The organism is Burkholderia sp. Ac-20345 (genome assembly GCF_017104825.1).
GTDB lineage: Bacteria > Pseudomonadota > Gammaproteobacteria > Burkholderiales > Burkholderiaceae > Burkholderia > Burkholderia lata_B.
In genome coordinates this window covers 1-16,781 of sequence record NZ_JAAGPO010000117.1, presented here as the reverse complement: position 1 = coordinate 16,781, position 16,781 = coordinate 1, and the positions used below count along the sequence as shown (strand labels likewise).

Here is a 16,781-nt window from a genome sequence, read left to right as displayed (position 1 = left end):
GGGGCTCCGCCGTTCAGAACTTGAAGCGCGACGGCTCGATCGCGTTGACGAGGTGGTCGATGTACGTTTCGAACACGTCGGCGACGCGGTACTGCTTGTCGTCGATGCGCGTGATGATCTGCGCCTTCATCACCGGACGGCCGCCGACGAATGCCGCGAGGCGGCCGCCGACCTTCAACTGTTCGAGCATTTCCTGCGGCACGACGGGCAGGCCGCCCGCGACGCAGATCACGTCATACGGTGCCTTGCCGGCCCAGCCGCGCGAACCGTCGCCGAGGACGACTTCCGCGTTGGTCACGCCGTCGTTGCGCAGGTTGTCTTCCGCGAACTTCGCGTTGGTCGGATCGATCTCGACGGCCGTCACGTGTTGTGCGCGGTGCGCGAACAGCGCAGCCAGGTAGCCCGAGCCGGCGCCGATGATGAGCACGTTCTCGTGCTTCTTGACCGTCAGCTCCTGCAGCACGCGCGCTTCGACGCGCGGGAACAGCATCTTGCTGCGGCCGCCCGGCAGCGGCAGTTCGAGGTCGGCGAACGCGAGATCGCGGTATTCGGCCGGAACGTAGTTTTCACGCTTGACGATCGACAGCAGGCCCAGGACGTCGAGATCCAGCACGTCCCACGGCCGGATCTGTTGTTCGATCATGTTGAAACGCGCGTTTTCGATATTCATGGTGTGGTCACGCAGCCTGGTCGGCCATCAGCGGGGATAGAGAAACTTCGTGATTGTACCAAACGGGGCGGCCGCGAAGCCTTCAGGCGGCCTGCAACAGACCTTTACCCCTTGCTCTTCTTGATCTGCGCCTCGAACGCGAGGTCGAGCTTGCTCGCCTTGCGCGGCTTTTTGGGGCCGAATTCGTCGACGAACTTGACGAACTCGTCGAGCGGCAGCGGCTCGCAGCGCTTTTCGGCGGTGCCGCCGGAGCGGTCGACGAGATAGAACAGGCCGCCCGCCATCGCAACGGCCGCGAACTGCGGGTTGCCGGAGCGGGTCTTCAGGCGTTCGACCGCGTGGGTCGCTTTGGTGGTGCGCATCGTGCGGATTCTGGCGGGGCGTAAGCCCCACACTGTATCAAACCGGCCGCCCGCGCGTGGCCGGCCGGGCACGTCGGGCTCAGACCGTGCGCGAGTAGCGCTGCTGCTGCGTCTGGCCGAGATACGCGTCGAACGCCATCGCGATGTTGCGCACGACCATCCGGCCGGCCGGGTGGATCGTCAGGCGGTCGGCCGCGATCGACAGCAGCCCGTCGCGCTCGAACGGGCGCAGCGCGTCGAGTTCGCGCGCGAAATGATCGGCGAAGCGGATGCCGTGGGCGGCCTCGACATGCGAGAACGGCAGTTCGAGGTTGCACATCAGTTGCGTGATCACGTCGCGGCGCAGCCGGTCGTCGGGCGTGAGCCGCACGCCGCGTGCGATCGGCAGCCGGCCCGCGTCGAGCGCGGCGCCGTAGGCGGGCAGGTCCTTCGCGTTCTGCGCGTAGACGTCGCCGACCTTGCCGATCGACGACACGCCGAACCCGACGAGGTCGGTATCCGCGCGCGTGCTGTAGCCCTGGAAATTGCGCTGCAGCGTGCCGTTCTTCTGCGCGCGCACGAGTTCGTCGGACGGCCGCGCGAAGTGGTCCATCCCGATGTACACGTAGCCGGCCGACGTCAGCATGTCGATCGCGAGGCCGAGCAGCGCGATGCGCGTTTCCGGCGGCGGCAGCGTCGCGTCGTCGATCTGACGCTGCATCTTGAACAGGTGCGGCATGTGCGCGTAGCCGAACACCGACAGCCGGTCGGGCGCGAGTTCGATGATCGTTTCCAGCGTGCGCGCGAAGACGGAGACGGTCTGGTGCGGCAGCCCGTAGATCAGGTCGACACTCACCGAATGAAAGCCCGTCGTGCGCGCGGCGGAGAGCAGGTCGGCCGTCATCGCGAGCGGCTGGATCCGGTTGATCGCCTGCTGCACGACCGGATCGAAATCCTGCACGCCGAGGCTCAGCCGGTTGAAGCCGATGGTGCGCAGGTGGACGAGCGTCGCGGGCGTGACCGTGCGCGGATCGATCTCGATCGAGAATTCGGCGTCGGCGTCCGGCGCGAGCGCGAAGTGCTCGCGCGTAGCCGCCATCAGCTCGGCCGTTTCGTCGTTGGACAGGAAGGTGGGCGTGCCGCCGCCCCAGTGCAGCTGCGTGACCGGGCGCGCCGGATCGAACAGCGCGGCCTGCAGCGCCATCTCGCGCTTGAGCTGGTCGAGATACGGACGCGCGCGGCGGCGGTTGTTGGTCGCGATCTTGTTGCAGCCGCAGTAGAAGCACGCGGTGTTGCAGAACGGGATGTGGAAGTACAGCGACAGCTCGCTCGACGACGCGCCGGGGTCGCTCGCCGCGTGCACATAGTCGGCCGGGTCGAAATCGTCGCGGAACTGCAGCGCAGTGGGGTACGACGTATAGCGCGGCCCGTTCGCGCCGTACTTCGCGAGCAAATCGGGACGGAACAATGAGTCGGCAGAACCGGAACGCATGATGGTCTCGCGCTTTTTAGATGCTTTCGAGTATATAAACGCGCGATTCGGCTGCATTGTGTAATAACGTCGCAGCCGGGGATGGCACAATGCGGGGTGGGGCTGCCGGCACCGCGTCCGGTTGCCGCACCGTTTTTTGTTGTTCGTTCGAGAGAGCCGAGTGTCCGTCGAATTGCCTGTCCGCCCGGCGTCAGCCGTCCCGCCGCCGCATGCGTGTCGCGAGGGCTGCGGCGCGTGCTGCATCGCGCCGTCGATTTCCAGCCCGATTCCGGGCATGCCCGACGGCAAGCCGGCCGGTGTGCGCTGCGTGCAGCTCGGCGACGACCTGCGCTGCCGGATCTTCGGCCGCCCCGAGCGTCCCGCGTGCTGCTCCGGGCTGCAGCCGGCCGCGGACATGTGCGGCGCGTCGCGTGACGATGCGCTCGCATGGCTCACGCGTCTCGAGGCCGCGACGCGGCCGTCGTAACCAGGAGAGTGTTCAGCATGACCGCACCTTGCGCGCCCGGCCGGCGCCGTTTTCTTGCCGCAACCGTCGGCGCCATCGGCGTGACGCTCTCGCTCGCCGCGTGCGCGTCGACGTTCCCGTTCATCCCCGATCACTACACGTTCTCGCGCGGTGACGTGCAGAAAGCCGTCGCGCGCAAGTTCCCGTACCAGAAGACGGTCGCGCAGGTCGTCGACGTGTCGCTCGCGAACCCGGCCGTCAACCTGCTGCCCGACCAGAACCGCGTGGCCGTGCAGCTCGACGCGCATTTCGTGAGCCCGTTCCTGCGTGCGCCGGTCAGCGGCAAGTTCACCGTGTCGGGCCAGCTCGCGTACGACGCGCCGAGCCGCTCGGTCGTGCTGAAGTCGCCGGCCGTCGACAGCCTCGCGCTCGACGGCGACGCGCAGATGTACGCGCAACAGGTCGGCGCGGCCGCCGGCCTGCTCGCGACGCAGTTGCTGACCAACTATCCGATCTACACGTTCAAGCCCGAACAACTGCAATTTGCCGGGGTGAACTACGAACCCGGTACAATTACGATTCTTACAAACGGCATACGTGTGGCGATCGTCGAAAAGTGACGGCGAACCGCACTCGGCCGGAGGGGGGCCGCGCGCGGAAGAGTGGCCCATTCATTCGACCATTTCGGAGTTGGGCCACGGATGGACTGGATCCTGATCTGCAAGGCTTTGATCCTCGGCGTCGTCGAGGGGCTGACGGAATTCCTGCCGGTGTCGAGCACCGGTCACCTGATCGTCGCGGGCAGCTTCCTGAATTTCAACGATTCGCACGCGAAGACGTTCGACGTCGTGATCCAGTTCGGTGCGATCCTCGCGGTCTGCTGGGAATACCGGCAACGGATCGCATCGATCGTGTCCGGGCTGCCAAGCCGGCCCGATGCGCGGCGCTTCACGCTGAACGTCGTGATCGCGACGATTCCCGCGATCGCGCTCGGCCTGCTGCTCGAGAAGAAGATCAAGGCCGTGCTGTTCTCGCCGGTCCCCGTCGCGTTTGCGCTCGTCGTGGGCGGCGCGATCATCCTGTGGGCCGAGGCGCGGCAGCGCGAGCGCCGCGAGCCGCCGCGCGTGGTATCGGTCGATGCGCTGACACCGCTCGATGCGCTGAAGGTCGGCATCGCGCAGTGTTTTGCGCTGATTCCCGGCATGTCGCGCTCGGGGTCGACGATCATCGGCGGGATGCTGTTCGGCCTCGACCGGCGCGTCGCCACCGAATTCTCGTTCTTCCTCGCGATCCCGATCATCTTCGGCGCGACGCTCTATGAAACCGTCAAGGACTGGCAGGCGTTCACCGTCGATTCGCTCGGCCTGTTCGCGCTCGGCCTCGTCGCGGCGTTCGTCAGCGCGTTCGTGTGCGTGCGCTGGCTGCTGCGCTATGTCGCGACGCACGATTTCACGGTGTTTGCGTGGTACCGGATCGCGTTCGGGCTGTTCGTTTTGCTGGTCGGGTATAGCGGTTGGCTGAACTGGGCGTGACGCGAACACGAGGGCCGGCCCGCCTCGCATGAAAAAAGCCCGATCGGCAGAGGCCGGTCGGGCTTTTTCTTGTCCTGAGCGGGGCGGCGTGTGCCGCCGCGAGAGGGTTCAGCCTGCGCGCTTGCGGAACACCAGGTCCCACACGCCGTGGCCGAGCCGCAGCCCGCGCCGTTCGAACTTCGTCACCGGGCGGTAGTCGGGGCGCGGTGCGTAGTCGGCGGCCGTGTTTTCGAGCGTCGGCTCCGCGCCGAGCACTTCGAGCATCTGTTCCGCGTAGTTCTGCCAGTCGGTCGCGCAGTGAATGTACGCGCCCGGCTTCAGGCGCGACGCGAGATGCGCTACGAGCGGCGGCTGGATCAGCCGGCGCTTGTGGTGGCGCGCCTTGTGCCACGGGTCGGGGAAGAAGATGTGCACGCCGTCGAGGCTTTCCGGCGCGAGCATGTGCTCGATCACCTCGACCGCGTCGTGCTGGATGATGCGGATGTTCGACAGATCCTGCTCGCCGATCAGCTTCAGCAGCGCGCCGACTCCCGGCTCGTGCACCTCGACGCCGAGGAAGTCGTCGCCGGGGCGGTTCGCGGCGATTTCCGCGGTCGATGCACCCATGCCGAAGCCGATCTCGAGGATGCGCGGTGCGCTGCGGCCGAACACTGCGTTCCAGTCGGGCAGCTCCGGCGCATACGGCACCACGAAGCGCGGGCCGAGTTCGTCCATCGCACGGCGCTGGCCGGTCGACACGCGGCCGGCGCGCGTCACGAAGCTGCGGATGCGGCGGTGGTGCAGCGGATTGACTGCGTCAGCGCCTTCGGCGGCTTCGTCGGGAATGGCGTCGTCGTGCGGCGGCAGGCCGGCTTCGTTCGGATCGTCGTGCATCATCGGTGACAGAGAAAGGCTCGGTTGCGGGCGAGGGCCCGTTGCGCGCAGCAGTGCGCCGGGGGAACCGGCACATGGTACAAAAAAGCCGCCTTCGACGAGGCGGCTTATGCGCAGGCTGCGATGCAGCCGGAAAGTGGAGCGGGCGATGGGAATCGAACCCACGTCATCAGCTTGGGAAGCTGAGGTAATGGCCATTATACGACGCCCGCAGAACGCGCAATTCTACAGGGTTTGGCCGAGATGTGGCAAGTGGGCTGTTTTGGCCCCGCTGACTTCGAGGCCGGCACGACGCGAGGGAGGTGCGGTGGCGCTGCCGGGAATGGTCGTCTAAAAGGGTTCGGCCGGAAGTGACCCATCGGCGCAACGCGGAACCAGACGAACCGGCGGCGCGCCCGCCCGCAAGCCGGTGTCGAAAATAGACGAGTCAGTGTCGGAAGCATGCAAGCCCCGCCGACGCTTTCGAACTAACGTGACAGGCCTCTTATACGATCGTTAGTCTGGAGCCGACATGTCCGATTTCATCACCGTTCTGCGTAAAACCTGCCCGACCCCCGTCCTCGATGCGACCAAGTGGAAGCGCATCGGCGGCGACCCGCACACCGTGAACCTGAACGCCTACCTCTCGAAGGACGGCAGCAAGATCATGGGCACCTGGATCTGCACGCCGGGCAAATTCGAGGTGAACTACGAGAAATGGGAGTACTGCCACTTCCTCGACGGCTACTGCATCATCACGCCGGAAGGCGAGGAGGCGGTGCACCTGAAAGCCGGCGACGTGTTCGTGATCGAACCCGGCATGAAAGGGACGTGGGAAGTGGTGGAAACGGTGCGCAAGTACTTCGTGTTCGCCTGAGCGAGTTGATCGGTTCGGCCTGCGCCAACGCGCCGGTCGTGCCGACGCATTGAGCCGCACCCTTCAGCCGATACCCGCGAGCAGGGATTGCCGCCGGGATGACCCGCGAGGGATTCCGGCTCAATAGAATTCGTTCCGGTTCGGAAACAGCTCGCCGAGCGTGGTCGCACGTTCGGCCGGCTCCGCCATCCCGCCGATCGCGCCGGGTGCTTGCCGTTCACGATAGGCGCTCGGCGACATCCCGTACGCGCGCCGGAACTCGCGCCCGAGATGCGACGCATCGGCAAATCCGCAGGCTGCCGCGATTTCGGAAATGTTCTTGTCCAGATGCATCAGCATCCATGCGGCCGTGCGAATCCGGATCGCCCGGTAGCAGGCGGCCGGCCCGCCACCGGTCGCTTCCCTGAACAGCCGTTCCAGCTGTCTCGATGAAACGTCCAGCCGGCGCGCCAGCTCGTCGATCGTAATCGAGTGGCTGATGTGTTGTTCCATCAGCAGGATCGCGCGCTTGACCTTCGGATGCGCGTTGGGCGCGACGCCAGGCGGATGCGGCTGCGGCGCGCTGACCGTTTCGCGCCCGTCTACCAGCAGGATCCGGAGCGCCTTGTAGACGATCGACGGCTCGATGTGCCGCACCAGGATCGCGGCCGCGACGTCGATCGACGCGCGCCCGCCGGAGCAGGTCACGCGCCGTCCATCCAGCACGTAGAGGCGATCGGACACCACGAGCTTCGCATCGACGGACGGAAACCGCTCGATGAAGTCCCAGTAGTGAAACCAGCTGATGCAGATCCGGTGTCCGGCCATCACGCCCGCACGTGCCAGCGCGAACGCACCCGTGCAGATGCCGACCAGCATCGCGCCGGCCGAGGCGGCCGCGCGAATGAATTCCAGCGTGGCGGCGTCGGGTTCCGAGCGGACATGCAGGAGCCCGCCCACCACGACCACGTAGTCGTATTCCTGACGCGCATTCAACGACTCCCACGCCGGGACCTGGATCCCGCAGCTTGCGCGAACGGGGGAGGCCATGTCGCCGAGGATCGTCCACGACAACCTGACCGGCCGGCTGTTGTCGCCCTCGTCGGCCGCGAGCCGCAACACGTCGACCATGCCCGAGAACGCCGTCAGTGTGAAATTCGGCAACAGGACGAAGCCGAACCGGATACGTGCCGGCGTGTCGGGTTCCGGCGGGCTTGCGACAGGTGCTGCATGACTCATGATGATGCGCGGATAAGGCAACTGCTCGCGCAGATGCGAAACAACGAAGGCCGGCGCGATCCTTGGCGAATCGCACCGGCCGGCCAATGTGAGCCGCAGCCCCGGGTTGCCGTGCAGACGGATGTCGTGAACGGCGTGGCCCGGACATCACCGTCCGGGCCGCGCCGGAAACATCGCTGTTGCACGGCAGGCGTCGGCGAAACGCGTGAGGCATTCGTAGTACGCGAAGCTTGACCCGATCGACTCGCCGGCAGCGGCAACCGTGCGCCTGCCAGCGCGCGGCGATTCGTCTTCAGGCCGACGATGCGCCGCGGCGGCCGAGGCTCGACTGCGCATCGCGGCTGCGCTGGTTGATGCGCGCCGCGAGCAGCACGAGCGCGGCAAGCACGCCGGTCGCCGCGACTTCCATCCGGTGGCCGTCGAGGAACAGCATCGTGACGAGCGTCCCGCAGATGAACACGATGACCGCCCACGTGAGCCACGGGAACATCCACATCCGCAGCGTCAGCGTCGAACCGCTCACGTCGAGCATGCGGCGCATCCGCAGTTGCGACACCGCGATCACCAGGTACACGAGCAGTGCGATCGCACCGGACGTCGCAATCAGCACGTTGAACACCTGTTCCGGCACCACGTAGTTCGCGATCACGGTCAGGAAGCCGAACGCGGTCGACGCGAGCACGGCCGCGCGTGGCGTGCCGGTCGAATCGGTACGCTGCAGGAACGCCGGTGCGTCGTTGCGCTTCGCGAGCGAGAACAGCATCCGCGATGCCGTGTACAGCGCCGAGTTCAGGCAGCTCGCGACCGACACGAGCACGATCACGTCGATGATCGCCTTCGCATGCGGGACGCCGAGCAGTTCCATCACGCGCTGGTACGAGCCGTGCGCCGGCAGCAGCGGGTCGTTCCACGGCACGATCGCGGTGACGAACAGGATCGAGCCGAGATAGAACAGCGAGATGCGCCAGATCACCGAATTCGTCGCGCGCACGATCTGCCGCTCCGGATGCTCGGATTCGGCCGCGGCGATCGTCACGATCTCGGTGCCGACGAACGAGAACATCGTCATCAGCATGCCGGCGAACACCGCGCCGATCCCGTTCGGCATGAACCCGCCGTGCGCGACCAGGTTCGAGAAGCCCGACGCGTGGCCGCCCGGCAGCAGCCCGAACACGGCCGCACCGCCGATCGCGATGAACACGGCGATCGCGACGACCTTGATCAACGCGAACCAGAACTCGAATTCGCCGTAGTTCTTGACGGAGAAGAGGTTGGTCACCGTCAGCAGCAGCGTGACGCCGAGCGCGAAAATCCAGGTCGCGATGCCCGGGAACCACGCGTTGAGGATGGTGGCCGCCGCGGTCGCTTCGATCGGGATCACGAGCACCCAGAACCACCAGTACAGCCAGCCGATCGTGAAGCCGGCCCAATGGCCGATCGCGCGATCGGCATAGGTGGAGAACGAGCCGCTGTCCGGATGGGCGACCGCCATTTCGCCGAGCATGCGCATCACGAGGACGACGAGCGCACCCGTCAGCGCATAGGCGATCAACGCCGCCGGCCCTGCTGCCGCGATCGCGTGGCCGGAGCCGACGAACAGGCCCGCGCCGATCACGCCCGCGATCGACAGCATCGTGACGTGGCGTTGCTTCAGGCCTGTCGCCAGGCCCGTATGACTACCCTTCATGTCGTCCTCCAATCCCTGTATCCAGTGTCTGGCTTGTTGTTCAATGAACTGCGCGTTGCAGGCAGCCATCGCGGTGCTTCGGCATGCGTTGGCCTGCCTGGCGACATGTATCTTCTCGGCACAAAACCGCGCGATCTAGAAAATATCCGACCGCAACCCATAACAAATGCGACGCGCGGTTAACCGGCAGCGACATTTTTCGCGGGTGATGCCGATCGAAGCGGCGATGCGACGGGGCAAACGCGGATTGCGGGGCGCGATCGGATATCGGCAAGCGCTGCAGATATCGGGCGTGGATGACATGGAGGTATGCGTGTAACGCGTGACGGAGAAGGTGACCGTGCGCCGATGCGGTGCGGCGCGATTTGGACGCTGCCGATCGGGGGACTTGACGGTCGCAGGTCTGCAAGACAACGCGCAAGCACCTAATATGCAGCGATCCGCCAGTCGCGCCGGCCGCCACGCGTGCATCACCCGCGACCACCGAACGTTTTCCCGGAACCCCGACCATGCGCATCACCGCGATTCACGAACAAGCGATTCCCGTGTCCCGCTATGCCGATCCGGCGATCCTGTCCGGCGGCCTGACGACGAGCGTTGTCGCGGTCGTCACCGATGTCGTGCGCGATGGCCGCCCGGTGACGGGCTATGGCTACGCGTCGGTCGGACGTTTCGCGCAGGGTGGTCTGATTCGCGAACGGTTCGCGCCGCGCCTGCTCGCTGCTGCCGATACGCTTGCCGACGAAGCCGGCACGAACCTCGATCCGTTCCGCGCATGGCGCGCGATGATGGCCGGTGAAAAGCCGGGCGGGCACGGCGAACGATGCGTCGCGGTCGGCACGCTCGACATGGCGATCTGGGATGCCGCCGCGAAAATCGCCGGCCTGTCACTGTATCGCTTTCTTGCCGACCGGCTTGAACGCACGGCCGCACCACGCGTGCGCGTGTATGCAGGCGGCGGCTACCGCTATCCGCATGACGATCTCGCGCGCCTGTCGGACGAGATGCGCCGGATCACCGATCTCGGCTATACGCACGCGAAGATCAAGATCGGCGGGGCGGATCTCGATCAGGACCGCAGGCGCATCGAAGCTGCCGCCGCGCAATTGGCGGACAGTTCGCATCTCGCGGTCGACGCGATGAACACATACGACGCGACGACCGTTGACGCCGCCGCCGCGATGCTCGCGCCGTTTGACCTCTGGTGGTTCGAGGACATCTGCGATCCGCTCGACCTGCCGCTCCAGGCGGATCTCGCCACGCGTTACGCACCGCCGATCGCGGCCGGCGAGGCGCTGTTCTCGCTCGCGGAAGCGAAGCTGCTCGACCGCTACGGCGGGTTGCGCCCCGAGCGCGACGTGCTCGTGTTCGATCCCGTGCATTGCTACGGGCTGCCGGGCTATCTGCAGATCGTCGAGCACTTCGCGTCGCGCGGCTGGCGGCGCGACGCATTCTGGCCGCACGGCGGCCACCTGTTCTCGCTGCACGTCGTCGCGGCGCTCGGGCTCGGCGGTGCGGAAGTCAGTCCGTTCGCGTTCCATCCGTTCAGCGGACTGGCCGATGGCGCAAGCGTCGACGCCGGATATGCACGCGTACCGCAGGCACCGGGCATCGGCTTCGAGCTGCATGCCGGTGCGCACGACGTGTTTCGCACGTTATCGAGCCGCTGACGCCTGAAGCGCGTCGATCGCGAAACGCACCGCGAAGCCGAGCATCATCGCCGCGACAAAAAAATCGAGCACGCGCCATGCGAGCGTACGGGCAAACCATGCGCGGCACGCGTGTGCGCCATAGGCGAGCATCAGGAACCACGCGAGCGACGCCGTCATTGCGCCGATCGCAAACGGCGCACGTGCGGCGGGAGTGTGGCTCACGATCACGGTGCCGAGTAGCAGCACGGTGTCGATCCACGCATACGGGTTGAGCAGCGAGACGGCGGCGGTCGCGAGCACCGTGCGCGCATGCGTGGGTTCGCTGCCCGTGCGTGGGCCGTCGACGTGCTCCGGCTGTCGTCGCCGGATCGCCGAGCGCAGCGCGAGCAGGCCATAGCCGGCGAGATACGCGATACCGGCCCACAGCGCGGCCGACACCACGCCGGGATGTCGCGACAGCAACGACGACAACCCGTGCGCGCCGAGCGCGATCAGCAGCGCGTCGCTGCCCGCACAGACGAGGGCGATGGAAAGCAGATGGGGGCTCGAGATCGAGCGCTTGATGACGAAGGCGTCCTTGGGGCCGACGGACGTGAACAGTCCGGCGCCAAGCAGCAGGCCTTCGACGAAGGCAGAGGTGTCGAGCACGAGCGGGCCGACAACCTCTTAAGCTGAACCGGTGATGGTTACGATGAACGAAACGTTAAGGGGCGCACGAGGGCATTGTCAATGCCCCGCCCGGCGCCCGACGCCGATCAGTGAGCGGACGCCTCGCCGAGGTTGAGCGCGACGAGCGCGCAGACGGTCAGCCCGATGCCGGCAAGTTTCAGTGGCGACACCGATTCATCGAAGCAGACGATGCCGATCACGGCCGTGGCCGCGGTGCTGGCGGCGGCCCAGCTTGCATACGCGAGCCCCATTTCGAGCCGCTTCGTCGCGAGCGCCATCAGCCAGACAGCGCAGGCATAACAGACGACGGTAAGCGCGGACGGGAGCGGGCGGGAAAAGCCGGCGGAGTATTTCAGTCCGACGGAGCCGAGCACTTCGGCGAGGACACTGACGCCCAGCAGAAGCCAGGCAGACTGGAGCGGGGACACGAACGGCCTCCTTCCTCCGACGCTTATACCGAGCGGCGAGGAGAAGTGGAGGCGTCAGCGGTACCCAGGATGAACGGAGCTTAGTCCGCGCGCCGTTGCAGCACAAGGCACAACGCACGCGGTGCCCCGGTCACGCACCGTCGGCCTGGCCGGCCGCCCACTCGGGCCGCTGCCCGAGCGCGTCGAACAGCCGGACGATCTCGGCTTTCACCTTCTGCACCGCGTTGCTGACGAGCGCCGTGTCGTGCCAGCACAGCGACAGGTCGCGCGCGAACAGCCGGTGCGCGACCGTCGACAGCTTGAGCTTGCGCTCCTCGATCTCGACGTGCGCGGCCGTCCACGGCAGGATCGTCACGCCGAGCTGCGCCATCACGGCCGCGAACAGCAGCCCGGTCGAGCTCGCTTCGAAGCTGATCTCGTACGACAGCCCGGCCTCGCGCATCGCCCAGTCGACGCGGTTGCGGATCGTGTTCGGCGCGCTCGGCAGCACGAGCGGCATCCGCGCGATCGCGTCGAGCGGCACGGGATCGTCCGGCACCGGGAACCCGGGCCACGTGATCAGGTACAGCGTTTCCGTCAGCAACCGGTGGATCGCGATGCCGCGCGTGTCGACCGCATCGACGACGATCGCGAGATCGAGCCGCGCGCGTTCGAGCAGCGTGTCGAGATCGGCGCTCGGCGCCTCGATCAGCTCAAGCATGATGCCCGGGAAGCGGTCGCGCACCGCGCGGGCGAGCGGAATGGCCAGCACGCGCGTGGTGCTCGACGGCATCCCGACCGTCACGCGGCCCTGCGGTGTCTCGGCATCGCGGCGCAGCAGTTCGCGCGTGCCGTCGGCCTGGCGCAGCAGCTCGAGCGCGTGCTGATACAGCGTGCGGCCGGCGGCGGTGGGCGCGACGCCGCGCACGCTCCGTTCGAGCAACTGCATCCCGAGATCCTGCTCGAGATTGCGCATCTGCTGGCTGACCGCCGGCTGCGCCACATGCAGCGCCTCGCTCGCATGCGTGACGTTGCCGCATTCGACGACCTTCACGAAATAGCGCAACTGCCTCAAGTCCATCGCCGCCCCCTCCCGATTCGAGCCATAAGCCAATCCGATCGAGCAAGATGAATATCATATTTTTCCGCGATCGCCGAGGTTTCTATACTCGTCTCACAAAAGAGCCAGCCTGCCGGCCATCCCGGACCGGACGCGGCAAAAGTGCCGGCCCCGCCGGCAAGGAGACGAAGATGTTCAAGGCGATCGACGCGCCGGCGGCCGGCGCGAAGCCTCGGCGCACGCCGCTCACGCGCGAGCAGGTCAAGGGCTTCTGGGCCGTGTATGCGGGCTGGGTGCTCGACGGCGTGGATTCGGTGATCTACGCGCTCGTGCTGATTCCGGCGCTGACCGAACTGCTGCCGGCGTCCGGCATCGCGGCGACGCCCGCGAATCTCGGGATGTACGGCTCGATTTTGTTCGCGCTGTTCCTGATCGGCTGGGGGCTGTCGTTCATCTGGGGGCCGCTCGCCGACCGCTTCGGCCGCGTCCGCACGCTCGCCGCGAGCATCCTGATCTACTCGGTGTTCACCGGCGCGGCCGCGTTCGTGCACGACGTGTGGGCGCTGGCTGCGTGCCGGCTGATCGCCGGGATCGGCGTCGGCGGCGAATGGGCGCTCGCGGGCACCTACGTCGCCGAGAGCTGGCCGGAAGACCGCCGCAAGATGGGCGCCGGCTACCTGCAGACGGGCTACTACTTCGGCTTCTTCATCGCGGCGTGCCTGAACTACACGATCGGCGCGACCTACGGCTGGCGCGCCATGTTCCTGTGCGGCCTCGCGCCTGCGCTGCTCGCGGTGTTCACCGTGATGCGCGTGAAGGAGCCGGGGCAGTGGCGCCGGCATGACGCACGCGACGGCGACGTGGCCGACGCACGACGCGCCCATCCGCTGCGCGAGATCTTCGCGCCGGCCTTCCTGCGCCGCACGCTGACGAGCGCGAGCCTCGTCGGCGTCGCGATCGTCGGGCTGTGGGCCGGCTCCGTCTACGAGGCGAGTGCGGTCAGCACGCTGGCGGCGCGCGCGGGCATCGACCACATCGGCGCGATGCGGCTCGCGTCGATCGGCGCGGCGATCCTGTCGTGCGCGACGATCGCCGGTTGTCTGGTTGCGCCGTGGCTCTCCGAACGGCTCGGCCGGCGCGCGGCGCTCGGCGTGTATTTCGCGGGCATGGCCGGATCGATCGTGTTCGCGTTCGGTTGGGCGTTCTACCAGCCGAACGGGCTCGCGGCGTTCATGGTGTCGCTTGCGTTCCTCGGTTTCTTCGGCGGCAATTTCGCGATCTTCTCGCTGTGGCTGCCCGAGCAGTACCCGACGCGCGTGCGTGCGACAGCGTTCGCGTTCAACGCGTCGGTCGGCCGCTTCATCGGTGCGGGCGTGAACTTCCTGCTCGGCGCCGCGATTCACGGTTACGGATCGCTCGGCGTGCCGGTCGCATGGACCGCGGCCGTATTCGGCCTCGGCATCCTGATCCTGCCGTTCGCGGTCGAAACGCGCCACCAGACGCTGCCCGAATGAGCGGCGCGCCGCGATCGTTCGGAAACAAGACACACCCAGTCATCAATATCAGGAGTCCGGAATGCAGGCATTACAAGGAATCAGGGTCGTCGATCTGAGCCGCGCGCTGTCGGGGCCGTTCTGCTCGATGGTGCTCGCCGATCTCGGCGCCGACGTGATCAAGGTCGAGTCGGGGCCGCACGGCGACATGAGCCGCGCATGGGGGCCGTTCGATCGCGGCGTGAGCACGTACTACCTGTCCTGCAACCGCAACAAGCGCGGCATCTGCGTGGATTTCCGGCAGCCGGCCGGCCTCGACGTCGTGCGGCGGCTGATCGCGCAGGCGGACGTCGTGATCGAGAATTTCAAGGCGGGCACGATGGACGCGATGGGGCTCGGCTATGCCGCGCTGAGTGCGCGCGATCCGCGGCTCGTGATGGGCAGCGTCACCGCGTTCGGCCCGCGCGGCCCGTTGCGCGACTGGCCGGGCTTCGACCAGATCGCGCAGGGCTATGCGGGGCTGATGAGCCTCACCGGCTTTCCCGACGGCGAGCCGACCCGCACGGGCACCGCGATCGGCGATCTCAGCTCGGGGATGTGGGTCGCGACCGGCGTGCTGGCCGCGCTGTACGAGCGCGAGCGCACGGGGCGCGGGCAGCATGTCGGCACGTCGTTGCTCGAAAGCCTTGTTTCGCTGCTGAGCGTGCACGGGCAACGCTACCTGAGCCTCGGCGACGTGCCGCGCCGCACCGGCAATGCGCATGCGGTGATCGCACCGTACGGCGTGTTCGAGACGGCCGACGGGCCGCTCAACCTCGCACCGATCACGACCGACATGTGGCTGCGGTTGTGCCAGTTGCTGGATCTGCCCGAGCTGCCGAACGATCCGCGCTTCGCGACCAACGACGCACGCGTCGCGCACCGCGACGAACTGAAAGCGTTACTCGAAAGCCGGTTGCGCACGCGCGGCAAGCGCGAATGGACGCAGCGCTTCGTCGACGCCGGGCTGCCGGCCGGGCCGATCAACACGCTCGACGAAGTGTTCGACGATCCGCAGCTCGCGCATTGCGGGCTGGTCGAGCCGGTCGCGCATCCGACACTCGGCACGCTGCGCCAGGTCGTCACGCCGCTCGGCGGGATGGGCGACGAGATGCCGGCGCCGCGCACGCGCCATGCGCCGCCGCTGCTGGGCGAGCATACGGTCGACGTGCTGCGCGAAGCGGGCTACGGCGACGACGCGATCGACGCGCTGCTGGCCGGGCGCGCGATCTTCCAGGCGGAAGCGGTGGCGGAGGCCGTGCAATGAGCGACACGACGAAACACGACAGCGCGTCGCGCGTGACGGTCGACATGGTCGGCGAACGGATCGCACGTGTGCGGTTCGCGAATCCGGCGCGACGCCATGCGCTCGACGCGCCATTGCTCGATGCGCTCGTCGCGCGCCTCGACGCGCTGGCCGAACACCGTCCGCCGCCCGTCGTGATCCTGTCGAACGACGGCAGCGGCGACGTGTGGAGCGCGGGGCACGACCTGCGCGAACTGGCCGACGATCGCGACCCGCTCGCGTATGGCAAGCCGCTCGAACGGGCGCTGCGGCGTGTGCGGACCTATCCGGGCGCGGTGATCGCGGCGGTGTCGGGTTCGGCGTGGGGCGGGGCGGTCGATCTCGTGATGAGCTGCGACCTGGTGGTCGCGGCGCGCGACGCGCGTTTCGCGATGACGCCCGCGAACATCGGCCTGCCGTATTCGACGAGCGGCCTGCTGCGTTTCTACGACAACCTGCCGATTCATGTGCTGAAGGAGATGTTCTTCTGCGCGCAGCCGCTCGATGCGGAGCGTGCCGCGCATCACGGGCTCGTGAACCGGCTGGCCGACGCGGGTGGTGTCGACGATGCGGCGCTCGACGTCGCGCGCACGATCGCCGCGAAGGCGCCGCTCGCGGTGCACGCGGTGAAGGAGCAGTTGCGCGTGCTGCAGGACGCACGGCCGTTGCCGGCCGACGCGTTCGAACGGATTGCCGAGCTGCGCCGGCAAGCGTGCGAAGGCGTGGATTTTGCCGAAGGGTTGCGCGCGTTCGCGGAGCGGCGCACGCCGGTGTTTCGCGGCGTCTAGGCGATGGGTTGCGCGAGCCGGGCGAACAGGCGGCGAAAAGCGCGCGGACGTGCTCGCGTCGTTGCGCGGGTATTGGATGCTTTGTTCGCAGCCGCAGCCGCAGCCGCAGCCGCAGCCGCAGCCGCAGCCGCAGCCGCAGCCGCCACCGCAGCCCGAAATACCAGGTCGCGAGGTTCCACGTGACGGCCGCGATCAGCAGCGAGAACACCATCGCGAAGCCCGAGCCGCTGCCCACCTGCAGGATCAGCTCGACCGGCAGCAACTGCAGGATGCC

The 16,781-nt window shown here is 67.3% G+C and carries 17 protein-coding genes and 1 tRNA gene; 8 read left to right on the top strand and 10 right to left on the bottom strand.

Annotated features, from left to right (window positions below; translation table 11 throughout):
* Nucleotides 1-13: 13 nt before the first annotated feature.
* The 3 genes from G3O06_RS31370 to hemN all read right to left on the bottom strand — a co-directional run bounded on the left by G3O06_RS31370 (nt 14) and on the right by hemN (nt 2,503).
* On the bottom strand, nt 14-670 hold the full coding sequence (locus G3O06_RS31370) for a protein-L-isoaspartate O-methyltransferase (RefSeq protein WP_174968485.1): 657 nt from the start codon (nt 668-670) through the stop codon (nt 14-16).
* Between the two features lie 104 nt (nt 671-774).
* Nucleotides 775-1,032 carry a hypothetical protein gene (locus G3O06_RS31365; RefSeq protein ID WP_006488573.1) on the bottom strand — a complete coding sequence of 86 codons (258 nt, stop codon included), beginning with the start codon at nt 1,030-1,032 and terminating at the stop codon, nt 775-777.
* A gap of 79 nt (nt 1,033-1,111) precedes the next feature.
* Nucleotides 1,112-2,503, bottom strand: coding sequence for an oxygen-independent coproporphyrinogen III oxidase (gene hemN, locus G3O06_RS31360; protein ID WP_205818521.1), 1,392 nt, complete (start codon nt 2,501-2,503; stop codon nt 1,112-1,114).
* Nucleotides 2,504-2,663: 160 nt separating this feature from the next.
* On the opposite strand from hemN, the gene G3O06_RS31355 reads away from it, so the two are divergent.
* From G3O06_RS31355 to G3O06_RS31345, 3 genes are all read left to right on the top strand, one after another.
* Entirely contained in the window at nt 2,664-2,969 is a 306-nt protein-coding gene (locus G3O06_RS31355) for a YkgJ family cysteine cluster protein (protein WP_254609189.1), read from the top strand.
* A 17-nt stretch (nt 2,970-2,986) separates the two neighbouring features.
* Nucleotides 2,987-3,568, top strand: a complete 582-nt coding sequence (locus G3O06_RS31350; RefSeq protein WP_011351198.1) for a DUF1439 domain-containing protein — start codon at nt 2,987-2,989, stop codon at nt 3,566-3,568.
* Nucleotides 3,569-3,649: 81 nt separating this feature from the next.
* Nucleotides 3,650-4,480 carry an undecaprenyl-diphosphate phosphatase gene (locus G3O06_RS31345; protein WP_174912925.1) on the top strand — a complete coding sequence of 277 codons (831 nt, stop codon included), beginning with the start codon at nt 3,650-3,652 and terminating at the stop codon, nt 4,478-4,480.
* Nucleotides 4,481-4,588: 108 nt separating this feature from the next.
* Here the strand turns inward: G3O06_RS31345 and trmB are convergent, their stop codons facing one another.
* Nucleotides 4,589-5,356 (bottom strand): tRNA (guanosine(46)-N7)-methyltransferase TrmB, encoded by a 768-nt coding sequence (trmB, locus tag G3O06_RS31340; RefSeq protein ID WP_205818520.1) that lies wholly within the window; start codon nt 5,354-5,356, stop codon nt 4,589-4,591.
* Between the two features lie 134 nt (nt 5,357-5,490).
* Nucleotides 5,491-5,565 (bottom strand) — tRNA-Gly (locus tag G3O06_RS31335).
* 299 nt (nt 5,566-5,864) lie between these two features.
* On the opposite strand from G3O06_RS31335, the gene G3O06_RS31330 reads away from it, so the two are divergent.
* Nucleotides 5,865-6,209 carry a cupin domain-containing protein gene (locus tag G3O06_RS31330; RefSeq protein ID WP_014897840.1) on the top strand — a complete coding sequence of 115 codons (345 nt, stop codon included), beginning with the start codon at nt 5,865-5,867 and terminating at the stop codon, nt 6,207-6,209.
* A 120-nt stretch (nt 6,210-6,329) separates the two neighbouring features.
* Here G3O06_RS31330 and G3O06_RS31325 read toward each other — a convergent pair whose 3' ends face one another.
* Nucleotides 6,330-7,427 (bottom strand): GlxA family transcriptional regulator, encoded by a 1,098-nt coding sequence (locus G3O06_RS31325; RefSeq protein ID WP_241020337.1) that lies wholly within the window; start codon nt 7,425-7,427, stop codon nt 6,330-6,332.
* 292 nt (nt 7,428-7,719) lie between these two features.
* Complete coding sequence (gabP, locus tag G3O06_RS31320) at nt 7,720-9,114, bottom strand: GABA permease (protein ID WP_205818519.1); 1,395 nt, start codon at nt 9,112-9,114, stop codon at nt 7,720-7,722.
* Nucleotides 9,115-9,623: 509 nt separating this feature from the next.
* On the opposite strand from gabP, the gene G3O06_RS31315 reads away from it, so the two are divergent.
* Complete coding sequence (locus G3O06_RS31315; RefSeq protein ID WP_205818518.1) at nt 9,624-10,784, top strand: enolase C-terminal domain-like protein; 1,161 nt, start codon at nt 9,624-9,626, stop codon at nt 10,782-10,784.
* On the opposite strand, the gene G3O06_RS31310 is transcribed toward G3O06_RS31315, so the two are convergent.
* From G3O06_RS31310 to G3O06_RS31300, 3 genes are all read right to left on the bottom strand, one after another.
* Entirely contained in the window at nt 10,770-11,414 is a 645-nt protein-coding gene (locus tag G3O06_RS31310; RefSeq protein ID WP_205818517.1) for a LysE family transporter, read from the bottom strand. The genes G3O06_RS31315 and G3O06_RS31310 overlap by 15 nt on opposite strands.
* A gap of 107 nt (nt 11,415-11,521) precedes the next feature.
* Nucleotides 11,522-11,863 carry a multidrug efflux SMR transporter gene (locus G3O06_RS31305; RefSeq protein WP_205818516.1) on the bottom strand — a complete coding sequence of 114 codons (342 nt, stop codon included), beginning with the start codon at nt 11,861-11,863 and terminating at the stop codon, nt 11,522-11,524.
* Nucleotides 11,864-11,993: 130 nt separating this feature from the next.
* Nucleotides 11,994-12,923 (bottom strand): LysR substrate-binding domain-containing protein, encoded by a 930-nt coding sequence (locus tag G3O06_RS31300; protein ID WP_205818515.1) that lies wholly within the window; start codon nt 12,921-12,923, stop codon nt 11,994-11,996.
* Between the two features lie 170 nt (nt 12,924-13,093).
* On the opposite strand from G3O06_RS31300, the gene G3O06_RS31295 reads away from it, so the two are divergent.
* The 3 genes from G3O06_RS31295 (at nt 13,094) to scpB (ending at nt 16,507) form a co-directional block, all read left to right on the top strand.
* Nucleotides 13,094-14,416, top strand: a complete 1,323-nt coding sequence (locus tag G3O06_RS31295) for an MFS transporter (RefSeq protein WP_174912905.1) — start codon at nt 13,094-13,096, stop codon at nt 14,414-14,416.
* A 61-nt stretch (nt 14,417-14,477) separates the two neighbouring features.
* Nucleotides 14,478-15,701, top strand: coding sequence for a CaiB/BaiF CoA-transferase family protein (locus tag G3O06_RS31290; protein ID WP_205818514.1), 1,224 nt, complete (start codon nt 14,478-14,480; stop codon nt 15,699-15,701).
* On the top strand, nt 15,698-16,507 hold the full coding sequence (gene scpB, locus G3O06_RS31285) for a methylmalonyl-CoA decarboxylase (RefSeq protein WP_205818513.1): 810 nt from the start codon (nt 15,698-15,700) through the stop codon (nt 16,505-16,507). Before G3O06_RS31290 ends, scpB begins: the two co-directional genes overlap by 4 nt.
* The last annotated feature ends 274 nt before the right edge of the window (nt 16,508-16,781 follow it).

Coding starts and splice junctions, on each gene's coding strand:
- G3O06_RS31300 (WP_205818515.1), bottom strand. CDS start 12,923: ATGGACTTGAGGCAGTTGCGCTATTTCGTGAAGGTCGTCGAATGCGGC.
- trmB (WP_205818520.1), bottom strand. CDS start 5,356: ATGATGCACGACGATCCGAACGAAGCCGGCCTGCCGCCGCACGACGAC.
- G3O06_RS31315 (WP_205818518.1), top strand. CDS start 9,624: ATGCGCATCACCGCGATTCACGAACAAGCGATTCCCGTGTCCCGCTAT.
- G3O06_RS31345 (WP_174912925.1), top strand. CDS start 3,650: ATGGACTGGATCCTGATCTGCAAGGCTTTGATCCTCGGCGTCGTCGAG.
- G3O06_RS31365 (WP_006488573.1), bottom strand. CDS start 1,032: ATGCGCACCACCAAAGCGACCCACGCGGTCGAACGCCTGAAGACCCGC.
- G3O06_RS31350 (WP_011351198.1), top strand. CDS start 2,987: ATGACCGCACCTTGCGCGCCCGGCCGGCGCCGTTTTCTTGCCGCAACC.
- G3O06_RS31330 (WP_014897840.1), top strand. CDS start 5,865: ATGTCCGATTTCATCACCGTTCTGCGTAAAACCTGCCCGACCCCCGTC.
- hemN (WP_205818521.1), bottom strand. CDS start 2,503: ATGCGTTCCGGTTCTGCCGACTCATTGTTCCGTCCCGATTTGCTCGCG.
- scpB (WP_205818513.1), top strand. CDS start 15,698: ATGAGCGACACGACGAAACACGACAGCGCGTCGCGCGTGACGGTCGAC.
- gabP (WP_205818519.1), bottom strand. CDS start 9,114: ATGAAGGGTAGTCATACGGGCCTGGCGACAGGCCTGAAGCAACGCCAC.
- G3O06_RS31370 (WP_174968485.1), bottom strand. CDS start 670: ATGAATATCGAAAACGCGCGTTTCAACATGATCGAACAACAGATCCGG.
- G3O06_RS31295 (WP_174912905.1), top strand. CDS start 13,094: ATGTTCAAGGCGATCGACGCGCCGGCGGCCGGCGCGAAGCCTCGGCGC.
- G3O06_RS31290 (WP_205818514.1), top strand. CDS start 14,478: ATGCAGGCATTACAAGGAATCAGGGTCGTCGATCTGAGCCGCGCGCTG.
- G3O06_RS31325 (WP_241020337.1), bottom strand. CDS start 7,427: ATGAGTCATGCAGCACCTGTCGCAAGCCCGCCGGAACCCGACACGCCG.